The sequence below is a fragment of the Streptomyces sp. A2-16 genome, assembly GCF_018128905.1.
Taxonomy (GTDB): domain Bacteria; phylum Actinomycetota; class Actinomycetes; order Streptomycetales; family Streptomycetaceae; genus Streptomyces.
This window is the reverse complement of sequence record NZ_CP063808.1, coordinates 1251375-1267896: the sequence shown is the minus strand read 5'-3', so window position 1 is coordinate 1267896 and position 16522 is coordinate 1251375. Positions and strand designations below refer to the sequence as shown.

General features: G+C 70.3%; 14 protein-coding genes. 8 read left to right on the top strand and 6 right to left on the bottom strand.

Annotation, left to right across the window (positions count from 1 at the left end; all coding sequences use genetic code 11):
* Window positions 1-186: 186 nt before the first annotated feature.
* Entirely contained in the window at window positions 187-2010 is a 1824-nt protein-coding gene (locus IOD14_RS05950) for a phosphoenolpyruvate carboxykinase (GTP) (protein ID WP_123991367.1), read from the bottom strand.
* Window positions 2011-2348: 338 nt separating this feature from the next.
* Here IOD14_RS05950 and IOD14_RS05945 point away from each other — a divergent pair, with 338 nt between their 5' ends.
* The 4 genes from IOD14_RS05945 (at window position 2349) to IOD14_RS05930 (ending at window position 6138) form a co-directional block, all read left to right on the top strand.
* Window positions 2349-3065: a hemolysin III family protein gene (locus IOD14_RS05945; protein WP_212669815.1), complete on the top strand. Its 717-nt coding sequence runs from the start codon at window positions 2349-2351 to the stop codon at window positions 3063-3065.
* A 101-nt stretch (window positions 3066-3166) separates the two neighbouring features.
* A complete protein-coding gene (locus IOD14_RS05940; protein ID WP_212669814.1) occupies window positions 3167-4711 on the top strand; it encodes a DHA2 family efflux MFS transporter permease subunit in 1545 nt (514 codons plus the stop codon).
* A gap of 5 nt (window positions 4712-4716) precedes the next feature.
* Window positions 4717-5346, top strand: a complete 630-nt coding sequence (locus IOD14_RS05935; protein ID WP_123991364.1) for a TetR family transcriptional regulator — start codon at window positions 4717-4719, stop codon at window positions 5344-5346.
* 33 nt (window positions 5347-5379) lie between these two features.
* On the top strand, window positions 5380-6138 hold the full coding sequence (locus IOD14_RS05930; RefSeq protein ID WP_123991363.1) for a Mut7-C RNAse domain-containing protein: 759 nt from the start codon (window positions 5380-5382) through the stop codon (window positions 6136-6138).
* Here IOD14_RS05930 and IOD14_RS05925 read toward each other — a convergent pair.
* Entirely contained in the window at window positions 6095-8125 is a 2031-nt protein-coding gene (locus IOD14_RS05925; RefSeq protein WP_212669813.1) for a thioredoxin domain-containing protein, read from the bottom strand. The genes IOD14_RS05930 and IOD14_RS05925 overlap by 44 nt on opposite strands.
* Window positions 8126-8293: 168 nt before the next feature.
* Between IOD14_RS05925 and IOD14_RS05920 the strand changes: the two genes are divergently transcribed.
* Complete coding sequence (locus tag IOD14_RS05920) at window positions 8294-11497, top strand: tetratricopeptide repeat protein (protein ID WP_212669812.1); 3204 nt, start codon at window positions 8294-8296, stop codon at window positions 11495-11497.
* A 186-nt stretch (window positions 11498-11683) separates the two neighbouring features.
* On the top strand, window positions 11684-11962 hold the full coding sequence (locus tag IOD14_RS05915; RefSeq protein ID WP_249125846.1) for a hypothetical protein: 279 nt from the start codon (window positions 11684-11686) through the stop codon (window positions 11960-11962).
* 143 nt (window positions 11963-12105) lie between these two features.
* On the opposite strand, the gene IOD14_RS05910 is transcribed toward IOD14_RS05915, so the two are convergent.
* Window positions 12106-12363 (bottom strand): hypothetical protein, encoded by a 258-nt coding sequence (locus tag IOD14_RS05910; RefSeq protein ID WP_123991360.1) that lies wholly within the window; start codon window positions 12361-12363, stop codon window positions 12106-12108.
* Window positions 12356-13216, bottom strand: a complete 861-nt coding sequence (gene mca, locus IOD14_RS05905; RefSeq protein ID WP_174269324.1) for a mycothiol conjugate amidase Mca — start codon at window positions 13214-13216, stop codon at window positions 12356-12358. The genes IOD14_RS05910 and mca overlap by 8 nt, the downstream gene beginning before the upstream one ends.
* Window positions 13217-13353: 137 nt before the next feature.
* Here mca and IOD14_RS05900 point away from each other — a divergent pair, with 137 nt between their 5' ends.
* Both IOD14_RS05900 and greA read left to right on the top strand, forming a co-directional pair.
* Window positions 13354-13752 carry a DUF4307 domain-containing protein gene (locus tag IOD14_RS05900; protein WP_123991358.1) on the top strand — a complete coding sequence of 133 codons (399 nt, stop codon included), beginning with the start codon at window positions 13354-13356 and terminating at the stop codon, window positions 13750-13752.
* Window positions 13753-13932: 180 nt separating this feature from the next.
* Window positions 13933-14433 (top strand): transcription elongation factor GreA, encoded by a 501-nt coding sequence (gene greA / locus IOD14_RS05895; protein WP_123991357.1) that lies wholly within the window; start codon window positions 13933-13935, stop codon window positions 14431-14433.
* A 98-nt stretch (window positions 14434-14531) separates the two neighbouring features.
* Here the strand turns inward: greA and IOD14_RS05890 are convergent, their stop codons facing one another.
* Both IOD14_RS05890 and IOD14_RS05885 read right to left on the bottom strand, forming a co-directional pair.
* The gene (locus tag IOD14_RS05890) at window positions 14532-15377 is read right to left on the bottom strand and encodes an ABC transporter permease (protein ID WP_212669811.1); all 846 of its coding nucleotides are present in this window, start codon (window positions 15375-15377) and stop codon (window positions 14532-14534) included.
* Complete coding sequence (locus tag IOD14_RS05885) at window positions 15374-16399, bottom strand: ATP-binding cassette domain-containing protein (protein ID WP_212669810.1); 1026 nt, start codon at window positions 16397-16399, stop codon at window positions 15374-15376. The genes IOD14_RS05890 and IOD14_RS05885 overlap by 4 nt, the downstream gene beginning before the upstream one ends.
* Between the last annotated feature and the right edge of the window lie 123 nt (window positions 16400-16522).

Genomic DNA, 16522 nt, shown 5'->3' with positions numbered 1-16522 from the left:
GAATCCATCCCGGCGGGTGAGCGGGCAGCACGCCCCGCACGCCATTGTGCGGGGCCGTTCGTGACTCAGGTCCTGTCCGGCGGACCATGCCGACGGACAGTCCCTCGTGCCGCCACCCGCGGCCGGCCCGTGACGATCACGGGTCAGGGCTCCCATCGGGGCCGGCCACGGGGGTTTACGGGGGGATCAGCCCAGGCGCTGCACCAGCGCCCGGTACTCGTCCCACAGCTCCTTCGGCGTGTGGTCGCCGAAGGTGTTGAGGTGCTCGGGAATCAGGGACGCCTCCTCCCGCCACACCTCCTTGTCGACCGTGAGCAGGAACTCCAGGTCGGAGCCGGACAGTTCGAGGCCCTTGGTGTCGAGCGCCTCCTTGGTCGGCAGCACGCCGATCGGCGTCTCGACGCCCTCGGCCCTGCCCTCCAGCCGCTCCACGATCCACTTCAGGACGCGGCTGTTCTCGCCGAACCCGGGCCACACGAACTTGCCCTCGTCGTTCTTGCGGAACCAGTTGACGTAGTAGATCTTCGGCAGCTTCGACTGGTCCTTGCCCTTGGCCACGTCGACCCAGTGCCCCATGTAGTCGCCCATGTTGTAGCCACAGAACGGCAGCATGGCGAAGGGGTCGCGGCGCAGCTCGCCGACCTTGCCCTCGGCGGCGGCGGTCTTCTCGGAGGCCACGTTGGCGCCGAGGAAGACGCCGTGGTTCCAGTCGAAGGACTCCGTCACCAGCGGGACCGCGGAGGCGCGGCGCCCGCCGAAGAGGATCGCCGAGATCGGCACGCCCTTGGGGTCCTCCCACTCGGGCGCGATGATCGGGCACTGCGAGGCGGGCACGGTGAAACGGGCGTTGGGGTGGGCGGCCGGGACGTCGGAGTCCGGCGTCCAGTCGTTGCCCTTCCAGTCGGTGAGGTGGGCCGGGGTCTCCTCCGTCATGCCCTCCCACCAGATGTCGTTGTCGTCGGTGAGGGCGACGTTGGTGAAGACGGAGTTGCCCCACAGCGTCTTCATCGCGTTGGCGTTGGTGTGCTCACCGGTGCCGGGCGCGACGCCGAAGAAGCCGGCCTCGGGGTTGATCGCGTAGAGGCGGCCGTCCTCGCCGAAGCGCATCCAGGCGATGTCGTCGCCGATGGTCTCCACGGTCCAGCCGGAGATCGTGGGCTCCAGCATGGCGAGGTTGGTCTTGCCGCAGGCGCTCGGGAAGGCGGCGGCGACGTACTTCGACTCGCCCTGCGGCGGGGTGAGCTTGAGGATGAGCATGTGCTCGGCGAGCCAGCCCTCGTCTCGGGCCATCACCGACGCGATGCGCAGGGCGTAGCACTTCTTGCCGAGCAGGGCGTTGCCGCCGTAGCCCGAGCCGTAGGACCAGATCTCGCGGGACTCCGGGAAGTGCGAGATGTACTTGGTGGAGTTGCACGGCCACGGGACGTCCGCCTCGCCCTCCGCGAGCGGGGCGCCCAGGGTGTGCACGGCCTTGACGAAGAAGCCGTCGTCGCCGAGCTCGTCGAGGACCGGCTGTCCCATGCGGGTCATGGTGCGCATGGAGACCGCGACGTAGGCGGAGTCGGTGATCTCGACGCCGATCGCGGAGAGGTCCGAGCCGAGCGGGCCCATGCAGAAGGGGACGACGTACATCGTCCGGCCCTTCATCGAACCGCGGAAGATGCCCTTGTCCCCGGCGAAGATGTCCCGCATCTCCCCCGGCGCCTTCCAGTGGTTCGTCGGCCCCGCGTCCTCCTCCTTCTCCGAGCAGATGAAGGTGCGGTCCTCGACGCGCGCGACGTCGGTCGGGTCGGAGGCCGCGTAGTAGGAGTTGGGGCGTTTGATCGGGTCGAGCTTCTTGAAGGTGCCCTTCGCGACGAGCTCCTCGCACAGGCGCTCGTACTCCGCTTCGGATCCGTCACACCAGACCACGCTGTCCGGCTGCGTCAGTTCAGCGATCTCGTTCACCCACGAGATCAGTTCCTTGTGCTGGGTGGGGATGACGGGGGGAGCCGCGATGTCGCGCGCCACGATTGCTCCTTGATGAGGGATTTTTTGTTTGGAGGCCCCGTGGGGGCTGCGACCCGGATGCTTGTCGCGCCGCTTCGGTGGTGACCTTGGCGCTCATCCGGTGCCGACCGCACTCATTTGATCATCCGACCGAAGCGCCCATCTGTCCAGAGGGCATCACAGGTGAGCGGAGTGAGGATCGCCACGCTTTCCCTGTACACAGCGCGTTTATTTGCGTGCACTTAGCGTTCAGTCGACCGTTTCTTTACTGGTCAACTCCCGTGAGAGGATGGCCACTCTCGGTCGTTCCGGCGCCGTACTCATGCGTAACTTACGGCTCCGTAGGTACGATGCCGGGCATGACGCCGCCCGCCCCCGACGCCGACGCACCGCCGTCCCTGCCCCACCAGATCAAGCAGCACGCCCACGACCTGGCCGAGCCCATCAAGCCGAAACTGCGTGGCTGGCTGCACCTCGGCATGTTCCCGGCCGCCCTGGTCTCAGGACTGGTGCTCACCGCCCTCGCGGACTCCACCAGAGGCCGGATCGCGTGCGGCATCTTCGCCCTGACCGCCTGCCTGCTGTTCGGCGTCAGCGCGCTGTACCACCGGGGTACCTGGAGTCCCCGCATGGACGGCGTCCTGCGACGGCTGGATCACGCCAACATCTTCCTGATCATCGCGGGCACCTACACCCCGCTGACCATGTTGCTCCTGCCGGCCAGCAAGGGGCGCTGGCTGCTGTGGGGCATCTGGGGCGCCGCGGTGGCCGGCATCCTCTTCCGGGTCTTCTGGGTCGGCGCCCCGCGCTGGCTCTACACCCCCTGCTACATCGCGATGGGCTGGGCCGCGGTCTTCTACCTGCCCGACTTCATGCGCGCCGGCGGGGTTGCGGTCCTGGTCCTGGTCGTCATCGGCGGCCTGCTCTACAGCGCGGGCGGCGTGATCTACGGCATCAAGCGGCCGAACCCGTCACCGCGCTGGTTCGGCTTCCACGAGGTGTTCCACTCCCTGACCGTGGCCGCGTTCGCCGTCCACTACGTCGGCATCTCACTGGTGGCGTACCAGCACACATAGACCGTCCCGCGTTGTCGAGGGCCACAGCTTCCGAGCTGTGGCCCTTTTTGCATGCCGAAGTCGATTGATAGTCCCTAGCTTTTGAGAGTTACTCCCATTTCATGGAAACCATCACTCCGGACCCCCGTCGCTGGTGGGCTCTGGCCGCCCTCGTCGCGAGCATGCTCACGCTCGGCTTCGACCTGACGATCCTCAACGTGGCGCTGCCGACGATGGCCGCCGACCTCGACGCCGGCACCGGCGCCCAGCAGTGGATGGCCGACGCCTACGTCGTCGTCTTCGCGGCGCTGATGCTCCCCGCCGGACTCCTCGGCGACCGCTTCGGCCGGCGCCGGATGCTGATCACCGGACTCGGGATCTTCCTCGCCGGATCACTGGTCGGCGCCCTGGCCGGCGAGGTGAACGCGGTGATCGCCGCCCGCGCGGTGATGGGAGTCGGCGGCGCGCTCGTCACTCCGCTCGCGCTCTCCGTTCTGCCCACGCTCTTCGCCCCCGACGAACGCACCAAGGCCGTCGGCATCGTCTCCGCCGCCTCCGCGCTCGGCCTGCCGCTCGGCCCGATCATCGGCGGCTGGCTGCTGAACCACTTCTGGTGGGGCTCCGTCTTCCTCGTCAACGTCCCGATGGCCGCCATCGGCATCGCCGCCTGCGTCTTCCTGCTCCCCGAGACCCGCGACCCCGCCTCCCCCAAGGTCGACACCCTCTCCACCGCGCTCACCGTGACCGGCCTCGGCGCTCTGGTCTACGCGATCATCGAGGCACCCGCCCGAGGCTGGGGCGATCCCCTGGTGCTCGGCACGCTCACGGCGTCCGTCCTGCTGATCGCCGCCCTGGTGCTGCGCGAACGCCGGATCCAACGCCCCATGCTCGACATGGCCCTGCTCACCCACCGCGGCTTCCTCCTCAACACGACCGCCGCGACCCTCGTGAACTTCATCCTGTCCGGCCTGCTGTTCGTCCTCCCGCCCTTCCTCCAGGCCGTCCTCGGCCACGACGCCCTCGGCACCGGCGTCCGCCTGCTGCCGATGATGGGCGGACTGCTGCTCGCCTCCCGCCTCGCCCCCAAGGTCGTCGCCCGCTTCGGCGCCCGCGCCACCGTGAGCGCGGGCCTGGTGGTCCTCGCCTTCGCCGGACTCCTCGGCAGCCGTACGACGGTCGACTCCGGCTACGGATTCGTCGCGCTGTGGCTCTCCCTCACCGGCTTCGGCTTCGGCGTCTCCCTCATCCCCGCCATGAACGGCGCGCTCAGCGCCCTGCCCCGCGACCGCGCCGGCAGCGGCTCCGGGCTCCTCATGACCATGCGCCAGGTCGGTGGCGCCATCGGCATCGCCCTGCTCGGCAGCCTGCTCGCCGGTGTCTTCCGCGACCGCCTGGACGTCACCGGGCTGCCCGCCGGCGCCGCCGATACCGCCGGAGAATCCGTGGTCGCAGCGCACATGGTCGCCCAGCACACCGGCTCGGCCGAACTGCTGGCCTCCGCAAACAGTGCGTATGTCCACGGCATGGGCGTCGTCCTGCTGGTCTGCGGGATCGCGGCCCTCGTCGCCGCGCTGCTCGCCGCAGCCTTCCTGCCGGGCACACCCCGTCCCACCGAGACCTCCACGGACCCGGACATGGCTGCCGAGGAGGCCGATGCCCGACAATGACTCCCATGACACCGGCACGCTCCTTCCCCCTCTCCGACAGCCCCCAACTGGGACTTCGCGAGCGGAAGAAGATCAAGACCCGTACGGCGATCCGCGACGCGACCTACGCCCTGATCCGGGAACAGGGCTACGAGGCCACCACGGTCGAGCAGATCGCCGAGCGTGCCGAGGTGTCGCCGTCCACGGTCTTCCGCTACTTCCCCACCAAGGAGGACATCGTCCTCACGGACGAGTACGACCCGATCCTGCTGGAGGAACTCCGCAACCGGCCCGCCGACGAGCCGTGGATGGAGTCCCTGCGGTACGTGATGCGCAAGGCCATCGAGGTCGGGCTCGCGGAGGACGCGGAGGCCACCCGGCTGCGCTCCCACCTCATGGTCCAGGTCCCCGCGGTGCGCTCCCGGATGCTCGAGAGCATGTCGGTCACCGGCCGGATGCTCGGCGAGGCCGTCGCCGAGCGCACCGGCCGGCCCGGGGACAGCCTGGAGGTCCGGGTCTACACGATGTGCCTCATCGGCGGCCTCGCGGAGGTCTCCCTGTACTGGGCCGAGAACGACTTCCAGGACGATTTCGCCGACCTCTTCGACCGTGCCCTGACGGTCATCGAGCGCGGCCTGCCCACGAAAAAACCCTGAGGTCACCGCCGTCCCGCATGGCATCCTGACCGGGTGAGCGCACCGGAGATCCACATCCAATTCGCCCCCGGCCTGGCCCTCTTCGTCCCGCACGGACGCCGCAGCGGCGCCACCCCCCTCACCACCGACGGCGTCTCCTCCCTCGGCCATGTCGTCGAGTCGACCGGCGTCCCGCTCACCGAGGTCGGGGCCCTGCGGGTCAACGGCCGCGAGGTCCCGAGGTCCTACGTCCCCGCCGCGGGCGACAGCGTGGAGATCAGCCCCGTCACCCGCCCCCAGCAGGTCCCCGGCGCCCCGCTCCGCTTCCTCCTCGACGTCCACCTCGGCACCCTCGCCCGCCGCCTGCGCCTGCTCGGCGTGGACACCGCGTACGAGTCGACGGACATCGGCGACCCCGCCCTCGCCACCCGCTCGGCGACCGAGAAACGGGTCCTGCTCAGCCGCGACCGGGGCCTGCTGCACCGCAGGGAACTCTGGGCGGGCGCCTTCGTCTACAGCACCCGCCCCGAGGACCAACTCCGCGACGTCCTGGACCGCTTCCGCCCCGACCTGCGCCCCTGGACCCGCTGCACGGCCTGCAACGGCCTGCTGCGCGAGGCCACCAAGGAACAGGTCGCGGACCGGCTGGAGGGCGGGACCGAGCGGTCGTACGACGTCTTCGCGCAATGCCAGGAGTGCGGCAAGGCGTACTGGAAGGGCGCCCACCACGAGCAGCTGGAGGCGATCGTGGCGAACGCCCTGGCGGAGGCTAACCGCCCAACGCCACCCGCAACGCCTCCGCGTCCGTCGTAGGCGCGTCACAGGTGAAGTGCCGGCAGACGTACGCGGTGGGCTCACCGTCGACGAGGATCCGGTCGGCGAGCAGCGGGAGCTCGTCGCCGCCCGGAGCCCCCGCGGCGACCACCGCCCCCGGCGCGTTCCCCAGAAGTGCCGTACGGTGCAGGGCCCTTGTCGCCGGATCGGTCAGCGACGGCCCCACGACCGCGACCTCCCTCGGCCCGTCGAGGAACGCCTCCGCCACCGCGAGCCCCCACCCGACGAACCGGGGCACCCGGGGCCCGAGCGCCTTGACCACCCCCAGCGCCTTCTCCGCGGCGGCACGATGGGGCTCGGCCCCGGTCTGGGCGGCGTAGGACAGCAGCGCCCCGGCCGCGGCCGTCCACCCGGACGGCACCGCGTTGTCGGTCGGGTCCTGCGGCCGCCGGATCAGCCGCTCGGCGTCGGCGGCGGTGTCGAAGAGAGCGCCGTCCTCCCCCGTGAACCGGCTCAGCACATGGTCGAGCAGGAACCCGGCGAAGTCGAGCCAGACCCCCTCCCCGGTCACCGACGCGAGCGCGAGGAAGCCCTCGGCCACATCGGCGTAGTCCTCCAGCACCCCGGCGTTGGCACCCACCTGACCGTCCTTGCTGGTACGGGACAGACGGGCCTGCTCGTCCAGATGCAGCCGTACGAGGAGATCGGCGGCCCCCACAGCGGACTCCACCAGGTCCGGACGGTCGAAGTACGCCCCGGTCTCGGCGAGCGCGGCGATCGCCAGCCCGTTCCACGCGGCGACGACCTTGTCGTCCCGGCCCGGCGCGGGCCGCAGCGCACGCGCGTCGAGCAGCCGCCGCCGGATCGACTCGATCCTGTCGGCGTCGAACACGGTGTCCTGCTGCGGGAGTTGCAGCACGGACTGCCCGTGCTCGAAGGTGCCCTCCTCGGTAACCCCGAAGTACCCGGCGGCCAGCTCGGCGTCCTGCTCCCCGAGCACCTCGCGCAACTGCTCCGGCGTCCACACGTAGTACGCGCCCTCGACGTGCTTCCCGCTCCCGTCGTCACTGTCGGCGTCGAGCGCCGAGGCGAACCCGCCCTCGGCGGTGCGCAGTTCACGCACCATGAAGTCGGCGGTGTCCAGGGCGACCCGGCGGGCGAGATCGGAGCCGGTGGCGCGCCAGAGGTGGGCGTAGACACGGCACAGCAGGGCGTTGTCGTAGAGCATCTTCTCGAAGTGCGGCACGACCCAGTCGCGGTCGACGGAGTAGCGGGCGAAACCACCGCCGAGCTGGTCGTGGATACCGCCGCGGGCCATCCGCTCACAGGTGTCCTGCGCCATTTGCAGAGCACCCTCGGCGCCGGTGCGGGCGTGGTGCCGCAGCAGGAACTCCACGACCATGGACGGCGGGAACTTCGGCGCACCGCCGAACCCACCGCGCTGCGCGTCGTACTCCCGCGTCAGCCCGAGCAGGGCCGCGGCGAGCTGCTCCTCGCCGGGTGCCTGCGAGTCGCCGTAGGAGATCTCCCGCCCGGCGAGATCCCGCACGATCTTCCCGGCGACCTCGGCGACCTCCTCCCGCCGGTCGCTCCAGGCGGCCCGGACCCCCTCCAGGACCTGCCGGAAGGAGGGCATGCCCTGGCGGGGCGAGGGCGGGAAGTAGGTGCCGAAGTAGAAGGGCTCGGCCTCCGGCGTGAGGAACACGGTCATGGGCCAGCCGCCCTGACCGGTGGCCGCCTGGACGGCTTCCATGTAGACGGCGTCGACGTCGGGGCGTTCCTCGCGGTCGACCTTGACGCTGACGAAGTGCTCGTTGAGGTAGTCGGCGGTCGCCTCGTCCTCGAAGGACTCGTGGGCCATCACATGGCACCAGTGGCAGCTCGAGTACCCGACGCTCAGCAGAACGGGTTTGTTCGCCTTCCGCGCCTCCTCGAAGGCCTCGGCCGACCAGGGCCACCAGTCGACCGGGTTGTCCGCGTGCTGCAGGAGGTAGGGGGACGTCTCGTGGGCCAGTCGGTTCGGCATGGGGTCCATCCTGCCGCAGGACCCGGCCGGTCCGCGGTCAGGCGGCCCCGACGGTGATGTCGACAAACCCTCCCCTATGGGGCCGGGACGGCATCGCCCTCTCGCCCCGATGCCCCGTCCGCAGCACACTTGACCAAGAAAGCCGTTGCCGCCGGAGGGGGAAGTGACATGCGGGACAGTCATCGGGCGGAAGCCGAACGGCTGTTGGGCCGGGCCGTCGAGGAGGAGGTGCGGCGGTCGGGCGGGCGGGTCGACGGTGCCGTGCTGCTCGCGCGGGCCCGTGGATCGCTGGACGCGATGGCGCAGACGGCCGCCGAGGAGTACGAGGCCTACACGGACGCGCTGGACGAGGCACAGGCCGGTCAGCTCACCTTCGGACAGCGGTACGCGAAGGAGGCGTCCGGAACTCCCCTGCTGGTGGCGGGGGTCGCCGCGCTCGCGGCCGCCGTCGCCGACCTGGCACTGGGCACCGACACGGGCACCGCGCTGGGCGCGGGCGTGGTCGTGGGGGTCGTGGGGGCGGCGGCGACCGTGGTGAAGGTGGCCGGCTCGCATCTGCCGGCCGCGCACCACCGGGCGGGCGCCATCGGCCAGCCGGGCGGCCCGGAGCAGCTCCGCCTCCAGTGGCTGACGGCCCTGGAGGTGCGGGGCATCCGGCCCTTCCTCGACCAGCAGCGGGTGCTGAACGCGTCGACCGGACCGAAGAAGACCGGCCCCCGACTGCGCGGCACGGACAAGAGCGCGGCGGCCCGTGGCAGAAGCGTGCTGGAGCAGTCGTTCGGTCAGCTGCCCGAGCCCATCGCCGAGTTCGCGGACCGACGGGCCGAGATGGGCCGCATCCGGCAGTGGGTGCAGGCCTCGCGCGCGACCACCGAGACCCGGCCCACCGTGGTGGTGCTGCACGGCCCGCCCGGCAGCGGCCGTACGGCCCTCGCCGTGCGGGCGGCGCACGACCTCAAGGACTACTTCCGCGGCGCCTGTGTCGTGGACCTGCGCGGCGACAACCCGGAGGAGTCCCCGCTCTCCACCCGGGACGCGCTGCTGCATCTGCTGAACCGGCTCGGCGCCCCGCGCGAGCAGCTGCTGTTCCGTGAGCGTTCCTCACCGGACCAGCAGGTCAAGCGGCTGAGCGAGCTGTACCACCAGCATCTGACCGGTCTGCCGGTCACGATCGTGCTGGACGACGCCTCGGACCCCGAGCAGGTCCGCACCCTGGTCCCCGAGCGGTCCGACAGCCTCGTCCTGGTCACCGCGCGCGAGCCGCTCGGCCTGCCGTCCGACCTCGCCGCCCAGGTGCACGAACTCCCGGTCGACGCCCTGGACGCGGCGGGCGCCGAGGAGCTCCTGGACGCCGTCGCGCAGTCCGCCACCGGCCCCTACGACGCCCAGTCCGCCGACCGGATCAGGGAGTTGTGCGGCGGCCTGCCGCTGGCCCTGCGGATAGCGGGCTCCGCCCTCGGCCCCCGCTCCCCGCGCCAACTGGCCACGGATCTCGGCGCGTACGGCCCGGTCGGCCCCGTCGAGCGCGTCCTGTGGCTCCGCTACACCGACCAGTCGGAGCCGGCCCGCCGCCTGCTGCGCCGTCTCGCGCTGGCCGGCCGGGCCTCGCTGGGCGCCGCCGCGGCCGCCGCCCTGCTGGCCACCGACGAGACCGAGGCGGTGCGGCATCTGACGGCGCTGGCCCGCGCGGGCCTCATCGACCATGTGCGCGGCAGCCGTTACCGCGTCCACGACGTGGTCCGCGCGTTCGCCCAGGCCAGACTGCTGGACGAGGAGGAGCCCGCCGAGCGGACGGCCGCGCAGGAGCGCCTCATCGTCAACTACGCCGACCTCGCCGACTCGGTGCTGCGTCTGGTCGACGGCAACATGTCGACCCGCTCGGACCGGTTCAGCCCGCACGGCTTCACCTCCCTCGACGAGGCGTTGCGCTGGCTGGACGACGAGTCGAGCTTCATCACGGCGGCGCTGCGGCACGCGGAGGGCGTCAACCAGGGGGCGGTCCTCAACCTTCTGGGCGCGCTGTGCGACTACTGCCTGCTGCGCGGCGACCTCTACCGCCTCGGCGAGATCAGCGAGTTGGCGCAGGCCGTGGACCAGGGGCTGCTGGTGCGGTCGGTGCAGTGGCGCACCGGTATAGCCGCCCGCCAACTCGGCGAGCTGGACAAGGCCCGCACCACCTTGACCTCGGTGGTCGACCTCTACATGGAGGCCCATCACGACGCGGGCGCCGCGCGCGCCCTGTGCTCCCTGGGCATCACGCTCCACCACCAGGGCCAGCTGACGGAGGCGGCGGCGAAGCTGGAGGAGGCCCTGCGCCTGCAGTCCGTCCCCGAGCTGGCCACCGACCGCGCCTGGACGATGCACGCCCTGGCCGCGGTCGAGCGCGACCGCGGCCGCGTCGCCGAGTCCCTGGACCTCCTCACCCGCTCCCTGGAGCTGCACCGTGCCGGGGAGTCCGTCCACGGCGAGGCCTGGGCCCACTTCCAGCTCGGCCAGCTGGCCCTGCGCATGGGCGACGTTCCGCGCGCCGAGTCGGAGCTCAGAACGGCCCTCGACCTGTACGGCCGTACCCGCGACGGCCGCGGTGAGGCATGGGCGCTGACCCAGCTGGCCCGGGCCCGACTGGTGGCCGGGGACCCGTCGGCGGCGGTGGACGGTCTGCGCCAGGCGGCCTCCCGGCACCGTGACAACGAGGACGCGCGCGGTGAGGCGTGGACGGTGTACTACCTGGGCCAGGCCCTGGAGGAGACGGGCAACCTGGACCTGTCGGTCCGCGAGCTGGAACGCTCCCGCACGATGTTCTCCCGGATGCGGGACGTCTACGGCCTGGCCTGCGCCCGCCACCACTCGGCCCGCGTCACCCGCGACCAACGTGCCGCCCAGACCGGCTCGTTGCGCAACTCCGGCTTCGCCCGCCAGCTCCTGGTCGACGCCCGCGCCGACTTCCAGCGCATCGGCGTCGCCCACGGCGAGGCGTGGACCTGCCTCGAACTGGCGGTGGTGGACGCGGGCAACGGCCGTACGCCCCAGGCTCTCGCCCTGTGCGACGAGGCGGTGGCCCTGTTTGCCTCCTACGGCGACCGGCGCGGCGAGGACTGGGCCCGTTTCCTGCGCTGCACACTGCTGCCGTACGCGGCACCGGGGGGCGTGGAGATCGGCGCGGCGGTCGCCCAGGAGGAACTCGCGGAACTGGCCCGCCGCGAGCACGGAACACGCGACGACAAACTGGACGACTACGTGGGCGCGTACGGACTGCTGCTGGAACGCGGGGTGAACCTGGACACCGGCTGGCAGGCCTGGCGCCTGGGCATGGTCCCGAACCGGCATGCGCGAGAGGTGATGGGGGTGGGGGTGGCTCGGGCACGGGGCTGAGGTTCGCGGTTCGTCCGTCGGTCGGTCGCGAGGGCTGGGAGCCTGGTGTGGGGGGTGCCATGGACGAGGTGGTGCGGGGGGGGGCGGGCCGCATGCCCCTCCGTGCTCATCGCGTGCGCCCGGTCGCGGATACGGCGGTAGCCGCCGAGGGACGGCAAGGGGCGGCGATCCTTCACCGTGGACTCGGTGCTGCTGTTGCAGACGGCGGCGCCGCGCGATGCCTTCGCCGACACGTTCACCGCGCTCGGCGAGGCGCCCCTGCGCGGGCCGGTGGTCGCCACGTACTCGCGGCACGACCGGGCCACCGGGTTCTGGCACCTGCGCGCCGAGCGGCGGGCGGGTGTCGGGTACGCCGGTATCGGTACGGCGCCCGCGGCGGTGTCGGCGATCCGGATGCGGCCCGTCGACGAGCCGCATCCGCTGCACCGTGCTCGACCACCGTTTCGTCAGCGTGGACGCGAGTGAGGTGTTCGTGCGGGGGCGCGGGCCGGCCGGGGCGCACTCCGATCATCTGCGGGCGGAGACGGCCCATCTGCTGCTGTCGCCGGCCGAGCACGGCCGCTGACGGGAGGGACGGCCCCTGGCCCCCTCCCGTCGCGGTCGCGTGGTCAGCCCTTGGCGGGCGACGCCTTCCCCGACGGGTTCTCCGCGGTCTCCTTGCCGGAGGCCTCGTCCGGGGTCTCCTTGAAGTCGACCTTGCCCATGTGCTTGCTCATGGACTTCATCAGGGCCCACACCGCCAGGGCCATCGCCGCGAAGACGATGAAGCCGAGGACGCCGGGGGTGACCTTGTCCTCGTCGACCTCCTTGGCGAAGGTCACGAAGTGCGTCATTGCCAGGCTTGCGCTTGCGCTCATGTCAGGCATTGTCGCGGATGCCCGCAAAGAGGTCGTCCTCGGGGAGGGAGGTATCGACGAGGGCCTTCGCGAGCTCGTACTCCTCCGTCGGCCAGACCTCCTTCTGGATCTCCAGCGGGACCTTGAACCAGCCGCCGTCGGGGTCGATCTGGGTGGCGTGCGCGATCAAAGCCTTGTCGCGGATCTCGAAGAACTCCGCGCACGGGATGTGCGTGGTCAGGGTGCGGTCGCGCATCGGCGACTCGTCCCAGCGCTTGAGCCAGTCCCCGTACGGCGACTCCATGCCCCGCTCGATCAGCGCGTGGTGCAGCGCCTCGGTGCGCGGGCGGTTGAAGCCCTGGTTGTAGTACAGCTTGAGCGGCTGGTACGCCGGGCCGAACTCGGACTCCGGGAACTTCTCGGTGTCCGCCGCGCCCTCGAACGCCACCATCGAGATCTTGTGGGTCATGATGTGGTCGGGGTGCGGGTAGCCGCCGTTCTCGTCGTAGGTGGTGATCACCTGGGGACGGAAGGCGCGGATCTGCTTCACCAGCTCGCCGGCCGCCTTGTCGACGTCCTCCAGGGCGAAGCAGCCCTCGGGCAGCGGCGGCAGCGGGTCGCCCTCGGGCAGGCCCGAGTCGACGAAGCCGAGCCACTCCTGCTTGACCCCGAGGATCTCGCGGGCCTCGTCCATCTCCTTCTTGCGTACCTCGTGGATGTGCTCCTCGATGTACGTGTCGCCCTGAAGCTTCGGATTGAGGATGGAGCCGCGCTCCCCTCCCGTGCAGGTCACGACCAGCACGTCCACCCCCTCGGACACGTACTTCGCCATGGTGGCCGCGCCCTTGCTCGACTCGTCGTCGGGGTGGGCGTGCACGGCCATCAGTCGCAGCTGGTCAGTCAAGACTCAATCCTCGTAAGTCGGCGCCCCCGGTGTCTTCGGGTGCGAACGGCGGCTTCTATAGTGACCGAATCGGGGGGCGATAAATTCCACGGCCTTGGTTTCCCAGGGAGACGATCATGAGTACGGCGAGCACACGGCTTCCCGAGGGCCGCTACGGCCGCTCCTCGGACGAGCGTGCCGACCACAAGCTCAAGATCGCCGGTGCCGTGCTCGGTGCCCTCCTGCTCGCTCTGGTCGGTTACTTCGCCTACCACTACGTCGGTCAGAACAAGATCAGCGGCGAGGTGATCGCCTTCGACGCGAAGACCTCCGCGGTCGAGGTGCATCTGGAGGTCCGCAAGGACTCCGGCACCTCCGGCTACTGCACGATCCGCTCCCAGGCCGCGGACGGTGCCGAGGTGGGCCGGGCCGACTTCCGCTTCGACGGGGACGCCACCCGCATCGACAAGGTCGTCACGCTCCGTACGACGGCCCCGGGCACCACGGCCGAGCTGCTGGGCTGTCACGCCGACTGATCCCGTCGACTGGCGTCACCCCGATACGTGACCGCTGACCTGCGCCGACGTATTTCTGATGGCTTATGTCCTCCCCCTTCGGCTCCTGAATTGTTAGGCTCGTGGTTTCGCCCATCCGTGAAGGAACATTCTTCTGGGTAGGGCGATGCTTTGTATTCCCAGTACCTACGAGGAGCACCTGTGACCCAGACCAGCGAAGACGTCACCTGGCTGACCCAGGAGGCGTACACCAAGCTCAAGGAAGAGCTGGCGTACCTGTCTGGTCCCGCGCGCGAGGAAGTCACCGCGAAGATCGCGGCAGCGCGCGAGGAGGGCGACCTGCGCGAGAACGGCGGGTACCACGCGGCCAAGGAAGAGCAGGGCAAGCAGGAGCTCCGCATCCGCCAGCTGACCCAGCTCCTGGAGAAGGCCAAGGTCGGCGAGGCTCCGGCGTCCGCGGACGGTGCGGTGGCGCCCGGCATGGTCGTGACGATCGCCTTCGACGGGGACGAGGACGACACCATGACCTTCCTGCTCGCCTCGCGCGAGTACGCGAGCGCGGACGTCGAGACCTACTCTCCGCAGTCCCCGCTGGGCTCGGGCGTGATCGGCCACAAGGTCGGCGAGGACGCGGAGTACGAACTGCCGAACGGCAAGAAGGCCTCCGTGACCATTCTCAAGGCCGAGCCCTACAACGGCTGAGGCCGACCGAGCGTCCGCCTTCGACGGGCCCCCGGCGTCTTCCTGACACCGGGGGCTCTGTCATGCCCTGCTCGATCCCTCATGCCGTGGCCGAGCCGTCATGCCGTGGCCGAGCGGTACTTGCGGACCGCCAGGGTTCTGAACGCGACGATGATCAGGATCGAGTAGATCAGCGAGGCCCACACCGGATGCTGCATGGGCCAGGCGTCCGACGGGGACACCCCGGGGTTGCCGAACAGTTCGCGGCAGGCCTGGACCGTGGCGCTGAACGGGTTCCAGTCGGCGACGTGCCGCAGCCACGGGGTCATGCGGCTGGAGTCCACGAACGCGTTCGAGATGAACGTCACCGGGAAGAGCCAGATCAGCCCGCCCGAGGTGGCCGCCTCGGGAGTGCGCACGGACAGGCCGATCAGAGCGCCGACCCAGGTGAACGCGTACCCGAGCAGGAGCAGCAGGCCGAAGGCGCCGAGCACCTCGCCGAAGCTGGTGTGGGTGCGCCAGCCGACCAGCAGGGCGACCATGGCCAGCACGAACAGGGTCAGCGCCGTCTGCACCAGGTCGGCGAGCGTCCGTCCGGTGAGCACCGCGCCACGGGCCATCGGCAGGGAGCGGAAGCGGTCAATGAGCCCTTTGTGCATGTCGTCCGCGATCCCCGCGCCGGCACCCGCGGTGGCGAAGGTGACGGTCTGCGCGAAGATGCCGGCCATCAGGAACTCGCGGTAGACGGAGGAGTCCGTGGTTCCGCCGATGTTCATGGAGCCGCCGAAGACATAGCTGAACAGCACCACGAACATGATCGGCTGAATGAGGCCGAAGATGATCATCTCCGGGATCCTGGACATCCGGATCAGGTTGCGCTTGGCGACGACCAGCGAGTCTCTGACGGACCGGCCGATGGGATTGCCGGGAGCCGCGACCCGGGCGATGTCGGTGACGGCACTCACTTGGCGTCCTCCTGCGTCTCCGTCTTGGCTGTCTTCTTGTCCGACTTCTTGTCCGACTTCTCGCCCGTGTCCTCGTCCTTCGCCTCGGCCACGTGTCCCGTCAGGGACAGGAACACGTCGTCGAGGGTGGGGCGGCGCAGTCCGATGTCGTCTATCTCGATGCCGCGGGTGTCGAGTTCCCGGATGACCTCGGCGAGCAGCTTGGCGCCGCCGGTGACGGGCACGGTGAGCTTGCGCATGTGGTCCTCGACCGTGGTGTCGCCCTTGCCGAAGCCGCGCAGGATCTCGGAGGCGGCCTGGATGTGCTCGCGCTCGTGCACGACGACCTCGACGCGCTCGCCGCCGGTGCGGGCCTTGAGCTGGTCGGAGGTGCCGGTAGCGATGACATGGCCGTGGTCGACGACGGCGATGTCGTGGGCGAGGTGGTCGGCCTCTTCCAGGTACTGGGTGGTCAGCAGCAGGGTCGTCCCCCCGGAGACCAGCTGCTTGATGACCTCCCACAGCAGTTGGCGGTTGCGCGGGTCGAGGCCGGTCGTGGGTTCGTCCATGAACATCACGGGCGGTGAGACCACGAGGGCGGCCGCGAGGTCGAGGCGCCGGCGCATGCCGCCGGAGTAGGTCTTGGTGGGGCGGTCGGCCGCGTCGGCGAGATCGAACTGCTCCAGCAGCTCGCTCGCGCGGACCTTCGCCTGCTTGGCCTTCATCTGGTAGAGCTGGCCGACCATCTGGAGGTTCTCGCGGCCGGTGAGGTATTCGTCGACCGCAGCGAACTGGCCGGAGAGGCCGATGGAGCGGCGCACGGCGTCGGGGTGCTTGAGGACGTCGATGCCGGCGACGACGGCCGAGCCGCGGTCCGGCTTGAGCAGGGTCGTCAGACAGCGGACGGTCGTCGTCTTGCCCGCGCCGTTCGGTCCGAGGAGGCCCAGGACGGTGCCCTCCGGGACATCGAGGTCGACGCCGTCCAGAGCCTTTACGTCACCGAAGGTCTTGACCAGGCCTTCGGCGTAGATGGCGCCTGGCATATGAGTCTCCACGTCGTCGGGGATTTTGAGGAAGCCTAGATTTGTGCGGTTTCATCCGCCCGTGCTTTTTCGCGACGGGCGTGAGCGGCGGCACGAGACACACCATAACGCGATGTATCGCGT